At 49.4% G+C, this 12999-nt stretch carries 15 protein-coding genes and 4 tRNA genes; all 19 read left to right on the top strand.

Annotated features, from left to right (window positions below):
- Positions 1 to 4: 4 nt before the first annotated feature.
- On the top strand, positions 5 to 1198 hold the full coding sequence (locus tag ACY430_RS02780; RefSeq protein ID WP_462137366.1) for an MFS transporter: 1194 nt from the start codon (positions 5 to 7) through the stop codon (positions 1196 to 1198).
- 40 nt (positions 1199 to 1238) lie between these two features.
- The gene (gene lysS, locus ACY430_RS02775; protein ID WP_462137365.1) at positions 1239 to 2726 is read left to right on the top strand and encodes a lysine--tRNA ligase; all 1488 of its coding nucleotides are present in this window, start codon (positions 1239 to 1241) and stop codon (positions 2724 to 2726) included.
- 2 nt (positions 2727 to 2728) lie between these two features.
- Positions 2729 to 3958, top strand: a complete 1230-nt coding sequence (locus tag ACY430_RS02770) for an ABC transporter permease (protein ID WP_462137364.1) — start codon at positions 2729 to 2731, stop codon at positions 3956 to 3958.
- The gene (locus ACY430_RS02765) at positions 3958 to 4632 is read left to right on the top strand and encodes an ABC transporter ATP-binding protein (RefSeq protein WP_462137468.1); all 675 of its coding nucleotides are present in this window, start codon (positions 3958 to 3960) and stop codon (positions 4630 to 4632) included. Before ACY430_RS02770 ends, ACY430_RS02765 begins: the two co-directional genes overlap by 1 nt.
- Complete coding sequence (bamA, locus tag ACY430_RS02760; protein ID WP_462137363.1) at positions 4625 to 6922, top strand: outer membrane protein assembly factor BamA; 2298 nt, start codon at positions 4625 to 4627, stop codon at positions 6920 to 6922. The genes ACY430_RS02765 and bamA overlap by 8 nt, the downstream gene beginning before the upstream one ends.
- 28 nt (positions 6923 to 6950) lie before the next feature.
- The gene (locus ACY430_RS02755; RefSeq protein WP_462137362.1) at positions 6951 to 7508 is read left to right on the top strand and encodes an OmpH/Skp family outer membrane protein; all 558 of its coding nucleotides are present in this window, start codon (positions 6951 to 6953) and stop codon (positions 7506 to 7508) included.
- Between the two features lie 3 nt (positions 7509 to 7511).
- The gene (gene fabZ, locus ACY430_RS02750) at positions 7512 to 7955 is read left to right on the top strand and encodes a 3-hydroxyacyl-ACP dehydratase FabZ (RefSeq protein WP_462137361.1); all 444 of its coding nucleotides are present in this window, start codon (positions 7512 to 7514) and stop codon (positions 7953 to 7955) included.
- 63 nt (positions 7956 to 8018) lie between these two features.
- Positions 8019 to 8091: transfer RNA gene (locus tag ACY430_RS02745), tRNA-Thr, on the top strand.
- A gap of 53 nt (positions 8092 to 8144) precedes the next feature.
- Positions 8145 to 8227, top strand: a tRNA-Tyr gene (locus ACY430_RS02740).
- A 16-nt stretch (positions 8228 to 8243) separates the two neighbouring features.
- Positions 8244 to 8317, top strand: a tRNA-Gly gene (locus ACY430_RS02735).
- A gap of 13 nt (positions 8318 to 8330) precedes the next feature.
- A tRNA-Thr gene (locus tag ACY430_RS02730) sits at positions 8331 to 8403 on the top strand.
- Positions 8404 to 8459: 56 nt separating this feature from the next.
- The gene (tuf, locus tag ACY430_RS02725) at positions 8460 to 9635 is read left to right on the top strand and encodes an elongation factor Tu (RefSeq protein ID WP_462137360.1); all 1176 of its coding nucleotides are present in this window, start codon (positions 8460 to 8462) and stop codon (positions 9633 to 9635) included.
- A 2-nt stretch (positions 9636 to 9637) separates the two neighbouring features.
- A complete protein-coding gene (gene rpsJ, locus ACY430_RS02720; protein ID WP_462137359.1) occupies positions 9638 to 9955 on the top strand; it encodes a 30S ribosomal protein S10 in 318 nt (105 codons plus the stop codon).
- Positions 9956 to 9972: 17 nt separating this feature from the next.
- Positions 9973 to 10611 carry a 50S ribosomal protein L3 gene (gene rplC, locus ACY430_RS02715; protein ID WP_462137467.1) on the top strand — a complete coding sequence of 213 codons (639 nt, stop codon included), beginning with the start codon at positions 9973 to 9975 and terminating at the stop codon, positions 10609 to 10611.
- Positions 10598 to 11227: a 50S ribosomal protein L4 gene (gene rplD / locus ACY430_RS02710; RefSeq protein WP_462137358.1), complete on the top strand. Its 630-nt coding sequence runs from the start codon at positions 10598 to 10600 to the stop codon at positions 11225 to 11227. Before rplC ends, rplD begins: the two co-directional genes overlap by 14 nt.
- Positions 11224 to 11511: a 50S ribosomal protein L23 gene (gene rplW, locus ACY430_RS02705; RefSeq protein ID WP_462137357.1), complete on the top strand. Its 288-nt coding sequence runs from the start codon at positions 11224 to 11226 to the stop codon at positions 11509 to 11511. Before rplD ends, rplW begins: the two co-directional genes overlap by 4 nt.
- Entirely contained in the window at positions 11511 to 12353 is an 843-nt protein-coding gene (rplB, locus tag ACY430_RS02700; RefSeq protein ID WP_462137356.1) for a 50S ribosomal protein L2, read from the top strand. Before rplW ends, rplB begins: the two co-directional genes overlap by 1 nt.
- A 4-nt stretch (positions 12354 to 12357) precedes the next feature.
- The gene (rpsS, locus tag ACY430_RS02695; RefSeq protein ID WP_462137355.1) at positions 12358 to 12645 is read left to right on the top strand and encodes a 30S ribosomal protein S19; all 288 of its coding nucleotides are present in this window, start codon (positions 12358 to 12360) and stop codon (positions 12643 to 12645) included.
- Positions 12646 to 12660: 15 nt separating this feature from the next.
- Complete coding sequence (gene rplV / locus ACY430_RS02690; RefSeq protein WP_462137354.1) at positions 12661 to 12999, top strand: 50S ribosomal protein L22; 339 nt, start codon at positions 12661 to 12663, stop codon at positions 12997 to 12999.

Raw genomic sequence — 12999 nt, 5'->3', positions numbered from 1 at the left:
GACCATGAGCGCCCAGGATAGTGCGCGGTCATTTTTTCTGACCTCTGATTTTGTTGTTCCGACTTTTGCCGCCGCGCTTTTCTTCTTTGTTTTTCACTCTTTTCTGCTTCTTCCGTTGAGAGTGGAAGAGCTCGGAGGCAACCCGTCCGACATCGGTTTTATAATGGGTGTTTCGGGCGTTACGATGCTTTTGTTCACCCCGTTGTCGGGTATTCTCGCAGACAAATACGGGAAAAAACTGTTTATCGTTCTCGGGTTTTTCGCTCTTTTTCTCGCCTGCACGGGTTTTCTGTTTCTCCAAAACCTCGGCTGGGGAATCTATGCGCTCAGAATGTTGCAGGGCGCGGCGTTTTCTCTCTTTTTCACGGCAACGGGCGCGTTAATAATGGAAATAACGCCTGAAAATAAAAGAGTACAGGGAATAGGGCTGTACGGAATGTTCACAATTCTCAGTTATGCGGTTGCGCCGTATTTCGGCAAAATTATTATTGATTTCAGTGGTTTCACAGCATTATTTATAGTGGTTTCTATAGTATGTTTTTCAGGTGTGGCGCTGTCATTTTTTGTCAAAGACGCAACAATGGCCCCCGGAGCCGGCAAAAACGGGAACGGCTCGCGCTTTCTGCCGCCGTTTTCGCATCCCCTCGCGCTCGCTGCCGGGACTTTTTTTGTTTCGGGCTGGGTTTTCATGTCTCAATTTTCGTTTGTTTCGCTCTCTTCCCGCTCCATCGGCATTGAGGATTTTTATCTGTTTTTTGTCTTTTTCACGGCGGCGGTTTTGTTTGTCCGCATATTTCTCGGTTGGGCGCCGGACCGCTACGGAATCCGCCGTATCTGCCCGCCGTTTCTGTTTCTCGCGTTTGTGTCCATTGCGGTTCTGGCATTTTCCCAAACCGCTTTTTCCGTCTCCGTGTCGGGCGCTCTTTTCGGAATAGCGCACGGATTTACCTATCCGTCCCTTTATCTGCTTGCCATGGAAGAGTCAGGAAACCGTTCAAGGGCAAAGGTGTTCGCGCTGTGCAACGCATCTTTCACAAGCGGCGGAATGCTCGGAACTTTTATTTCGGGCATTGTCGCCAACGAATTTGACTACCTCACAATGTATATTCTCCTCGCGGGTATGGCTCTCGCGGGTTTTTTCGCGTTTGTGATTACTTTGAAAATTACGGGCAAAGCGGACGCAGCGGCAATCAGGTAAAATAAAAATTTATGGCTCTCCATAGAGCCGGAGACGACAAATGGGCGAAAAACCGCCGGAAACAGAAAGGAACGAAAACGACGAATACACCCTGAGGAAAGAAAAAACTTCGCAGTTGCGCGGCGATGGGCTGAATCCGTATTCAAACACCTTTAAGCCGTCCTCTTCAATTGCGGAGATTTTATCGCAAGCCGAAGGGAAGTCCGATGACGAACTTGGCGTGGTGGCGCGTTTTTCAATCGCGGGCAGGGTTGTTTCAAAGCGGAGTTTTGGAAGGGCTGTGTTTTTTGATGTCGCGGATTCTTCGGCAAAAATTCAGTGCTACGCAAACAAAAAAGAGACTTCCGCCGAAGGCTTTGGAGTTGTCGGCAAGTATCTGGATTCGGGAGATTTCGCCGGGGTTGAGGGTGTTCTTTTTATAACAAAAACGGGCGAGTTGACGGTCAGAGCTGAAAACGTTGTGATGCTCACGAAAACGTTGCGCCCGCTTCCGGAAAAATGGCACGGGCTTCAGCAAGTTGAAACGAGGTTCAGAAAACGCTATCTGGATTTGATTGTAAATCCTTCGGTAAAAGAAATTTTCCGCCTGCGCTCGGAGTGCATAAGCTTTATCAGGCGTTTTCTTGACGAACGGGGGTTCTTTGAGGTTGAAACTCCGGTGCTTCACCCCATCGCGGGCGGCGCGGCGGCGCGTCCGTTTGTTACCCACCACAACGCGCTTGATATGGATCTTTTTCTGAGGGTCGCGCCTGAACTCTATCTGAAACGGCTTGTCATCGGCGGGCTGGACAGTGTTTACGAAATAGGCAGAGTGTTCAGAAATGAAGGCGTTTCCACACGCCACAATCCCGAGTTTACGATGATTGAGTTTTACAAGGCATATGCCGATTACGGCGATATGATGGACCTGATTGAGGAGATGCTGTCTTCTTTCGCGCAGCAAGCCGCGGGAGGGGAAAAAGTGGAGTTTGACGGGAGCAAGTTGGATTTTTCGCGCCCGTGGAAAAGAATAGGTATTTACGATTCTTTGCGGGAGAAATACGGCGGGAAGATTTTCTCCGATGACTCTTTTCTGTTTAATGAAGCGGACGGGCTCGGAGTCGGGCACGACGGAATCAGGGGGAAAGCACTGACCGGAATTTTTGAAGAAACAGTCGCTTCAAAACTGAAAAATCCCACCTTTGTTTTCGGTTTTCCGCTTGATGTTTCGCCGCTCGCCCGTGCGTCCGACACAAATCCCGAAATTGCGGACAGATTTGAGTTGTATATCAACGGCTGGGAAATCGCGAATGCTTTTTCCGAATTGAACGACCCCGAAGAGCAGAGAAAAAGGTTTTCCGTTCAGGCGGAAATGAAAAAGAAGGGAGATGAAGAATCGCACGAAATTGACGCGGATTTTCTGGTGGCTCTTGAGCACGGTATGCCTCCCACCGCCGGCGCCGGCATAGGCATAGACCGCCTCATTATGCTTCTTTCGGACTCGGCGTCCATACGGGAAGTGCTGTTTTTTCCGCATATGAGACCTTGAAAATGTTTGAGCTTCTTGTCGCGTCAAGATTTTTACACTTGCAAAAAAAAGTCCGCGCCATATTTTCAACGGTGCTGATTTCGGTTCTTGGAATAAGCATCGGGGTTTTTTCTCTCAACATTGTCCTCGCGGTGATGTTGGGCTTTCAGACCGAATTGAGCAAAACCATTATCGGAGCGTCTCCGCACATTCTTGTTTCAAGCTATGACGGCTCCATCGCCGGGCATACTCTCGCGGCGGAAAAAATTGGCAAAGTCGCGGGAGTAACGGGAGTTTCGCCCGTTGTTTACGGAACCGGGCTGCTTGTGTCCGTGAGCGGCTCTTCCGGCACGACCTCAACCGGCATAGACCCCGTGCGGCACCGGAGCGCTTTCCCGTCTCTTTTTTCGCAATCCCGCAGCGGGGTTTCCGCTCTGGAGAAATTTTATTCGCAGTCACCCCCGATAGTTCTCGGCTACGGGCTCGCGGGCTCGCTCGGTGTTGAGGAGGGCGACATCCTGACCTTTGTATCTTCTCCTGACAAAAAAGGCGCTCTGAAAAAAACGCCGAAAATGAAAACCTTTGAAGTGGCGGGAGTTTTCAAATACGGAATGGGCCACTACGATTCAACCGTTTCATACATAAAACTGGCGGACGCGGTTAAATTTTTCGGAAAATCGGGTCCCGTGTCTTTTGAAGTTGCGGTTGCCGACCCGATGCGCTCCGAGCATGTGGCGCGTGAGATTGAAGACACGTTGGGATTCCCGTTTGTCGCGCAAAGCTGGCAGGAAGCCAATAGTAAACTTTTCTCCGCTCTTCGTTTGGAAAAACTCGGGCTTACGGTTTTTCTGGGGTTTATGGTTCTCGTCGCTTCGCTCAGTGTCGTGAGCGTTTTGCTTATGATTATGATTGAAAAAAGCAGAGACATCGCTATTCTGCGCGCCGCCGGAGCGTCTCGAAAACAGGTCGGAAATATTTTTCTGATTATAGGGGCGGCTTTGGGTTTTGCCGGAACTTTTTTCGGGACCGCCGCCGCTCTTGTCATCTGCCAACTGCTCTCAAACAACGCGACTGTCGCGGGACTTATTCCGTTTGACCCCGATGTTTATGGAATATCAAAATTCCCTGTTATTATAGAACCCTTGTATTTCTTTGTTATCGGCGTGTCAAGCCAGTTGTTGTGTATTTTAGTCTCTTTGTATCCGGCTTATTGCGTCCGTTCAGGAAACCTCGCGGCAAAGTTGAAAGTTTGATGAATCCATTGATTGAAGCCAGAGAACTGCAGAAAGAATACATTCAGGACAGCCAGGTGGTCAGGGCAATTGACGGTATTAATTTGTCGGTCAATCGGGCTGAAACTGTTTCAATCAGCGGCAAATCCGGTTCCGGAAAAACAACCCTGCTTAATATGCTTGGAGCTCTGGAAGTGCCGAGCGGCGGAGAGGTTTTTTTCAAAGGTGAAAAACTTCACGCCGAACGGGATGTGGTCGGTTCCGATGTCCGGCGCGGAATGGGATTTGTTTTTCAATCTCATAATTTACTCGGCGGGTTCACCGCGCTTGAAAACGCAAGTTTTCCCTGTTTGATTTGTGGAATGAAAAAATCTGAGTCGTACGAGAAGGCTAAAAACCTTCTGGGGCAAGTTGGGCTTGGAGACAAATTCGGTTGTTTTCCCGATGAATTGTCCGCGGGGGAGCAACAGAGGGTTGCCATAGCGCGCGCGCTTGTTATGGAGCCCGAAGTCCTTTTCGCGGACGAGCCGACCGGCAATCTTGACCCGAAAACTTCAGATCTGGTTGCGGACACGATTTTTTCCGCCAGAGACAGATTTAACACCGCGCTTGTCATCGCCACTCACAGCCGCGAGTTTGCGGCGATGTTTGACAGGTCTGTTGTGATCTCCGAAGGGAGGCTCGCTGATGCGTAGTCCGAGTCTGCCGGGAAAACTGGTTTTTGTTTTTCTCTTCCTTTTTATCACGGGAAGTATCGCGTCAGTTGCGCAGGCGTTGGCGGTGTCTGAAATTGTGATTGAGGGCACAAACAGGATTGGCAAAGATTCGGTGGAAATTCTGATCTCCCAGAGGGTTGGCCGGGAGTATAACGAATCGGAAATAGCCGAAGACGTGAGAAAACTTCATTCAACCGGCAATTTTTATGATGTGAAGGTTGAGAAGGAAGTGTCGGCACAAGGGGTGAAACTGACATACAAACTTCAGGAAAATCCGGTGCTTGTTGACCTGTCTTTCAAGGGCAATAAAAACCTTGATGATGACAAAATTGAAGCGGTGTTGAATATCGAAAAAGGGACAATAGTGGGCACGGCTAACATACACGCGCAAACGCTTGAGGTTACAGACCTTTACGCCAAAGAGGGCTACAGCAATGCCCGCGTTTCATACAGTATTGACCCCAAAGCGGACGGTGGAATCAGCGTTTTATATAGAATCAAAGAAGGCCCGAAAGAGACCATCTCATCGGTGAAAATTTCCGGAAATAAAAACATCAAAACCAGAAGTCTGCGCAAAAACATTTTCAGTTCTCCGCGCCGTTTTTACAGCTTGGGCCAGAAGGGGCTTTTCGTCAGGGATGAGGTTGAGAGAGACACCGAGCGCATAAGGTTCGCTTACATAAACGAGGGGTATCTTGAGGCGCAGATTTCCCAGCCGCAACTTCAACACGACAAACAGAAAAATTCCTATAAAGTTGTTTTTGAGATAGAAGAAGGCGACAGATATTTTGTGTCGGATATCTTTTTTGAGGGAATAGAGGAACCGCCCGAGTTCAACGAAGACAAGTTTCTTTACAACCTGCAACTCAAAAAGGGCGAGCCGTTCGGAAGAACAAAACTTACCTCGGACATCAATTTTCTTACGGCATTTTACACAAACAACGGTTATGCCGATGTGAACGTCAGCCCGTCCGTGGAAAAGCATGAGCTCATTGACGGGGAGCCGTCAGTCCGCGTGGGTTTCTCTGTTGAAAAAGGACAGATTTTTCATATAAACAGAATCACCGTAATCGGCAATGACAAGACCCTTGACAGGGTTGTAAGAAGGCAGATTCCCATCGTTGAAGGGGATTTGTATAAATCTGCCGACCTTGCTCTGATAAGGCCGTTTGTGGGGCGCACGGGATTTTTCAGCGCTGAGGAGATTGAGGTCTCAACCCAGCCTGCTCAAACCGGTGCCGCGAACGAGTTGGATATTACGGTAAGAGTAAAGGAAAGTTCAACCGCTCAGTTCAATCTGGGCGCAGGCGTGAGCTCTGTTGAGGATTTTATCTTTTTCGGCTCAATCAAAGAGTCAAACCTTTTCGGTTATGGAAAAACTTTGGAAGCGAACGCGAACTTCGGAAGCATCACGGACACATACACATTCCGTTACTCCGACAGGCATTTTCTTGACACAGACTGGAGCTTCAACGCCTCGCTTTTCCGCGTGGAGCGCGATTTCGTTGACTATGACAAAAACGCCACAGGCTTTACCATCGGGGTTGGAAGGTCTTTATATAGACAACTATGGGGAAACACTTATTACAGATGGGAAGACCTTGAAATAAGAAATCCGTCGCAAGCGGCTTTAAATGCGGGCATTACGAGTTCAAGCGGAATACTCAGCGCCGTTGGAGCGGACCTCACCTGGGACAGCCGGGATAACTTCCAGTTTCCAAGAAGCGGACACAAGGCAACGGTTTTGTATGAATATTCCGGCCCCTTCGGCGGAGACACGGATTTGAGCAAACTGGTTGTTGAGAGCAATACCTGGGTTCCGGTCATGCGGGGCTCATTTCTTTCACTTAAAGTCGCTTATGACAGAGTCTTTCTGCGCGGAGGTTCCAACTCTCACGCCGTTGACGAACGGCTTTTCCTCGGCGGCTCGGCAAACCTTAGAGGTTTTGATTACAGGGAAATTGCGGCCGGCGGAAACACCGCACTCGGCGGAACGGAGCGGATATACATGAAGGCCGATTACGTTATCCCGCTTTTTGAGCCTCTTGGTTTGTACGGGGTTCTGTTTTACGATATAGGAAATGTTTTTGATTCCAACAGAGGATTTCAGTTTTCGATCAACTACAAAGATATGCGAAAAGATTATGGCTACGGATTTTGGTGGCGTTCGCCTTTAGGTTTTGTTAAAATAGAATTCGGGTATCCGATTGACAGACTTCCTGACGAAGAGAAAAAACAACTTAATTTCTCAATAGGTACTTCATTCTGACCCATACTTCCAAGGAGGAAGATATACAATGATTAAGAAAGTTTTTTGTTTGCGTTTTTCAATTTTGGCGTTGTTCGCCGTTTTGCTGATTCTTCCGGCAATTCCCTTCCACAAGGCGGGCGCTCAGAGCGGGGAAACTGATTTTCGCGTGGCGACCATTGACGTTCAACGCGTAATTCTTCACTCAAAAGCGGGGAAAAGGGCTCGCGATTCATTTGAAAAAGAGTTCAGAGCGAAGCAGAAAATCCTGGATGAGAAGAGCGGCCAGTACGAAAACATGGAGAAAGATATTACTAAAAATATCGCCGTTATGAACGAAGAAACACTGAGTCGCAAGACAACGGAGATTGAGCAGAGAAAGAAAGATCTTTTGCGCGCGCGCGAAGATTTTTCAGATGAACTGCGGAGAAAGCAGGGAGAGATGAAAAGGAAAATTTTGACCGAGATACAGGAAGTTGTTAACGAATTCGGCAAGTCCGGAAGATACTCCATGATTCTCGCGGACGGCAACGCGGGAGTTCTTTTCAAAATGGACAACATTGACGTTACCGAGGAAATTATAGACCTTTACGACAGAAAATACTGACCCGTGGTTTTTGATAAAGAGCAGATAAAAGAGTTCATTCCTCACAGAGAGCCGTTTCTTTTCCTTGACTGTGTGACGAAGATTGAAAAAGGGGCTTCCATTGACGCCTTGAAAACTTTTGGAGCGGATGAATTTTTCTTCCGGGGACATTTTCCCGGAAATCCCATTGTTCCGGGCGTTGTGATTACCGAGGCGCTTGCGCAGGCCGGAGGGGTTCTCATAGGGGCTTCTTTTGCGGACGAAATCAAAGAGCAGGGGTTTTCCAACGCCTATCTTGTGGGGCTTGAAAAGTGCCGTTTCAGAATGCCTGTGGGCCCCGGGCAGGAATTAACACTTTCCGTCAGTCTTGCGAAAAAACGTGGCAGAATTATGGTCTTTGAAGGGCTTGCCACTCTTGCGGGCGATGAAAAAGCCGCGGAAGCCTCCATAACGGCTTCTTTTGTTTGACATTTTTTGTTTTCCGTATAGACTCGGCTTCCTTGGTCAGTATTGCGTGAATTATGTTTTACCGCTGGCGTAGCTCAGTTGGCAGAGCAGCTGATTTGTAATCAGCAGGTCGGGGGTTCGATTCCCTTCGCCAGCTGTCAAAGAGCCTACGGTTGAAGTTTTGTTATGTCTGTTGTTTTGAAAAAAGGGGGGGAGGTGGCTGAGTGGTCAAAAGCAGCAGACTGTAAATCTGCCGGCGTAAGCCTACGTGGGTTCGAATCCTACCCTCCCCATGTGCCTTGGCTATCTGCGGGAGTAGCTCAGTTGGCTAGAGCATCAGCCTTCCAAGCTGAGGGTCGCGGGTTCGAATCCCGTCTCCCGCTGGGAAACGACCCTGCCCACGTAGCTCAGACGGTAGAGCACATTCTTGGTAAGAATGAGGTCAGCGGTTCAAGTCCGCTCGTGGGCTGTGGAAATTGAGCTTTTTTATAAATTTATCAGGGCATTTTGAGGAGGTAAGAAGAGATGTCGAAAGAGAAGTTTGAGAGAGGCAAGCCACATTTAAATATAGGGACGATAGGTCATGTTGACCATGGCAAGACGACTCTTACGGCTGCGATAACGAAGGTATTGGAGAAGGCCGAGTTTGTAGAGTTCGGGGACATAGACAAGTCTCCCGAGGAGAAGGAGAGGGGTATAACAATCAACATATCGCACGTTGAGTACGAGACCGATAGCCGCCACTACGCGCATGTTGACTGTCCGGGTCACGCGGATTACGTAAAGAACATGATAACGGGAGCGGCGCAGATGGACGGTGCGATACTGGTAGTGAGCGCCCCGGACGGTCCGATGCCGCAGACGCGGGAGCACATACTGCTTGCCCGTCAGGTGGGAGTTCCGTCGATAGTGGTTGCGTTGAACAAGATTGACATGCTGGACGATCTTGAGCTTCTGGATCTGGTTGAGCTTGAGATACGGGAGTTGCTGACCGAGTACAAGTTTCCCGGGGAAGAGATACCGATTGTGAAGGTGAGCGCGCTCAAGGCTCTTGAGGGAGATGAGGGAGCCGCGGGTCAGATTAAGGAGTTAATGGATGCGGTGGACAGTTATGTTCCCGAGCCGGTGAGGGAGATTGACAAGCCGTTCATTATGGCTGTTGAGGATGTTTTCACGATATCGGGAAGGGGGACGGTTGTTACGGGGAGAGTTGAGAAGGGGAAGATAAACGCCGGGGACGAGGTGGAGATTGTGGGATTCAAGGAGACTGTTAAGACGGTGGCAACGAGTCTTGAGATGTTTCGCAAGATACTTGATGATGCTGTTGCGGGAGACAACGTTGGTGTGTTGCTGCGAGGTGTGGACAAGGATGATGTTGAGAGGGGGCAGGTGTTGTCCGCAGTGGGTAGTATTACGCCGCACAAGAAGTTTTCCGCCGAGGTGTATGTGTTGAAGAAGGAGGAGGGGGGAAGGCATACTCCGTTTTTCCCTGGATATCGTCCTCAGTTTTATTTACGGACAACGGATGTTACGGGTTCCGTGAAGTTGCCCGATGGTGTTGAGATGGTGATGCCGGGAGACAGCGTGAACGTGGAAGTTGAGTTGATAGCGCCAGTGGCAATGGAAGAGCAGTTGCGTTTCGCCATAAGGGAAGGAGGCAAAACTGTCGGTGCCGGTGTCGTTACCGGAATTATTGAGTAGCCATGAGTCTTGCTTCAAAAATAAGAATAAAACTCAAGTCGTTTGATCACCGGCTTATTGACAAATCGGCTTTTGAGATAGCGGACACGGCGAAGCGGACGGGCGCGAAAATTTCGGGGCCTTTCCCTCTGCCCACGCTTATTCGCAGGATTTGCGTTCTCAGGTCTCCACATGTAAACAAAAACTCAAGGGAGCATTTTGAGATAAGAACTCACAAAAGGGTCGTTTACATACTTGAGCCGACCCATCAGACGGTTGACGAACTTATGAAGCTGGATTTGGCTTCCGGCGTTGATGTTGATGACATTAAGCTCACATGACGGGATAGACAACAATGATAGGCGGACTTATAGGTAAAAAAGTGGCGATGACGCAGATGTTTCAGGACGGTTCAATACTTGTTCCCGTTACTGTGCTTGAAGTGGGTCCCTGCTATGTGATTCAGAAAAAGACCAAAGAGAACGAGGGCTATTGCTCGGTTCAAATTGGATTTGAAGAGGATTTTTCCGCGAATAAGGCGGCAACCGGTCATTGTTCTCCCGCGGGACTTCCGGCGATGAAGAAGATAGTTGAAGTCAGTTGCGATGACGGAGAAGTGAAGCCCGGAGATATCTTTACCGCCGGAATTTTTAAAGAGGGAGACAAGGTTGACGTGATTGGTTCGTCAAAGGGCAAAGGTTTTACGGGCGTGATGAAAAGGCACGGATTTGCCGGTCAGCCCGCTTCGCACGGCGGCACGGCGCATCGCAGGCCCGGCTCAATCGGTCAGGCGTCTTATCCCGCGCGTGTGTGGAAAGGGATGAAAATGGCCGGAAGGTCAGGCGGGGAAGGAGTTACTTCTCAGGGGCTGAAAGTTGTTTCTGTGGATATGGAAAAAAACCTCATTGCCGTAAAAGGTTCGGTTCCGGGTCACCGGGGTTCAGGGATTTTTATAAGGCATTCAGTAAAGGGAGGCGGTCAGGTTGCCGACAGTTGAAGTTTATGACATGAACAAAAAGCGGGTTGACACCCTTGATTTGAGAGACGAGGTGTTTGAGTCTCCAATAAGGGAAGACCTTATGCAGTTTGTTGTAAAGTGGCAGCGCGCTTCGGCGAGAAGTGGTACCGCATCAACAAAAACGCGCGGAGAAGTCCGTGGCGGCGGCATCAAGCCGTGGAAGCAGAAACACACCGGGCGGGCGCGGCACGGCTCAATAAGGTCGCCCATATGGAGAAAAGGCGGAGTGACCTTCGGTCCGAAGCCCAAAGACTGGTCATTCAAGGTTCCCCGCAAGGTCAGAAAGCAGGCGCTCAAGTCGGCGCTTTCGGCAAAATTTCGCGACGGGGCTATTACGGTCGTGCAAGATTTGGCACTGCCGGAGATTAAGACAAAACAGGTTACTCAAATGATGAGTGTTTTCGGCGTTTCAAATGCGCTTTTTATTGATGTTCCGAACAGCGGCTGGGAAAACTTCGCAAAGTCTGCGAACAACATTCCGGGCGTCAAAATGCTGGCGGACAAAGGCGTCAATGTTTATGACACTTTGGGGTTTGAGAGTTTGATTATGACCGTTGAAGCGGTCAAGTCCGTGCAGGAGGCGCTTTCTCATTGAGTAGTCCGCACAAAATTATTCAGTCTCCCGTTATTACGGAGAAGAGTTTTTCTCTGCGCGAAAAAGGCTGGTATGTTTTTTCGGTTGATGCAAAATCCAAAAAACACCAGATAAAAGATTCGGTTGAGAAGGCTTTCGGGGTGAAAGTCGGGGGCGTGAGAACCGCCTTGATGCCCGGCAAAACCGTTAAAAAGGGTGGACGCGTCTCGGGCAGAAGATCCGGCTACAAAAAGGCGTATGTGAAGGTTATTGAAGGAACCATAGATATATTTGAGGGCACATAATGGGAATAAGAAAGTTTAATCCGACATCTCCGGGCACACGTTTCAGAACCGGCGAAGATTTCACCGAAGTCACCGCGTCCGTTCCGCACAAGCCTCTTGTTTCTTCAATTCCGAACAAGGCGGGAAGAGGGAGCGGAGGAAGAATCTCAGTCTTCACTCGCGGCGGCGGACATAAGAGGCGCTACAGAGTTGTGGATTTCAAGCGCAGCAAAGCCGGGGTTCCTGCAAAGGTCGCCTCAATAGAGTACGATCCTTACAGGTCTGCGAGAATAGCACTTTTGAACTATGCGGACGGAGAGAAGAAATACATCATAGCGTGCGACGGAATTTCTGTCGGAGACACGGTTTTTTCGGGTGGAGAGCCTGAGGTTTCGGTCGGTAATTCGTTGAAACTCAAAGACATTCCGACCGGCGTTTTTGTTCACAACGTTGAGATTCGCCCCGGCGGTGGCGGAAAAATCGCCCGCTCGGCGGGGAGTTCCGTTCAGATTACCGCGAAAGAGGGAAACCGCGCACTTTTGAAACTCCCGTCCGGCGAGATAAGAATGATTAACCTTGAATGCATGGCAACAGTTGGAAAAGTGGGCAACTCCGAGCATGAGCTTGTGTCGATAGGGAAAGCCGGAAGAAACCGGCACAGACGCCGCAGACCGACAGTCAGAGGCGTGGCGATGAACCCCGTTGACCACCCGCACGGCGGGGGAGAGGGGAAAGCCACGAAGGGAAATCCGCATCCTGTTTCTCCGTGGGGCTGGATAACAATCGGATACAAAACGCGGAAAAACAAGCGGACGGACAAATATATCGTCAAGCCCAGAAGGGTCGGATACGGAATGGATTAAAACAATGGCACAGAAATCACAAAAACAGCCCTATATTCACGAGAAACTTCTCAAAAAAGTTATGGCGGCGAAGAATCAGACGCAAGACGATGTTTTCATCAAAACATGGTCGCGGTCATCAATGGTAATACCCGACATGATAGGGCTTACAATCGCCGTTCACAATGGGAAAAGGTTTATTCCCGTTTCTGTTAATGAGCACATGATAGGGCACAAACTCGGTGAATTTTCGCCGACAAGGAATTTCAACAGCCACTCCGGCGGCGACAAAAAATCAAAGGTGGGCAAATAGCGGAGAGTTTTTCAAATGGTTTCAAGATCCGTTCTTAAATACTACAGAATGTCGCCCGATAAGGTTCGCCTTATTCTTTCCCTTATAAGGGGCAAGAATGTGGAAGAGGCGTTTTCGGTGTTGCACCTCACGCGCAAGAGAGCGGCTCCCATTCTTGCCGACCTGCTCAAATCCGCGGTCGCCAACGCATCCGAGAAAGGGTATTCAGAGCCCGAAGAGTTATACATCAAAGAGACTTTTGCGGACGAGGGTCCCGTTCTTAAAAGGTTCAAAGCCAGAGCCATGGGGCGTGCGTTTCAGAGAAAAAGAAAAACAAGCCACGTAACAATAGTGCTTGAAAGGAAGGGAATGTAG

Source organism: Candidatus Mycalebacterium sp. (genome assembly GCF_977828045.1).
This window is presented reverse-complemented; position numbering and strand designations above follow the sequence as displayed.

What these genes read in the sequence shown, in the direction of transcription:
- rpsS (WP_462137355.1), top strand. Translation starts at nt 12,358, where the DNA reads ATGGCACAGAAATCACAAAAACAGCCCTATATTCACGAGAAACTTCTC.
- ACY430_RS02780 (WP_462137366.1), top strand. Translation starts at nt 5, where the DNA reads ATGAGCGCCCAGGATAGTGCGCGGTCATTTTTTCTGACCTCTGATTTT.
- rpsJ (WP_462137359.1), top strand. Translation starts at nt 9,638, where the DNA reads ATGAGTCTTGCTTCAAAAATAAGAATAAAACTCAAGTCGTTTGATCAC.
- ACY430_RS02770 (WP_462137364.1), top strand. Translation starts at nt 2,729, where the DNA reads ATGTTTGAGCTTCTTGTCGCGTCAAGATTTTTACACTTGCAAAAAAAA.
- tuf (WP_462137360.1), top strand. Translation starts at nt 8,460, where the DNA reads ATGTCGAAAGAGAAGTTTGAGAGAGGCAAGCCACATTTAAATATAGGG.
- ACY430_RS02755 (WP_462137362.1), top strand. Translation starts at nt 6,951, where the DNA reads ATGATTAAGAAAGTTTTTTGTTTGCGTTTTTCAATTTTGGCGTTGTTC.
- bamA (WP_462137363.1), top strand. Translation starts at nt 4,625, where the DNA reads ATGCGTAGTCCGAGTCTGCCGGGAAAACTGGTTTTTGTTTTTCTCTTC.
- lysS (WP_462137365.1), top strand. Translation starts at nt 1,239, where the DNA reads ATGGGCGAAAAACCGCCGGAAACAGAAAGGAACGAAAACGACGAATAC.
- rplV (WP_462137354.1), top strand. Translation starts at nt 12,661, where the DNA reads ATGGTTTCAAGATCCGTTCTTAAATACTACAGAATGTCGCCCGATAAG.
- ACY430_RS02765 (WP_462137468.1), top strand. Translation starts at nt 3,958, where the DNA reads ATGAATCCATTGATTGAAGCCAGAGAACTGCAGAAAGAATACATTCAG.
- rplB (WP_462137356.1), top strand. Translation starts at nt 11,511, where the DNA reads ATGGGAATAAGAAAGTTTAATCCGACATCTCCGGGCACACGTTTCAGA.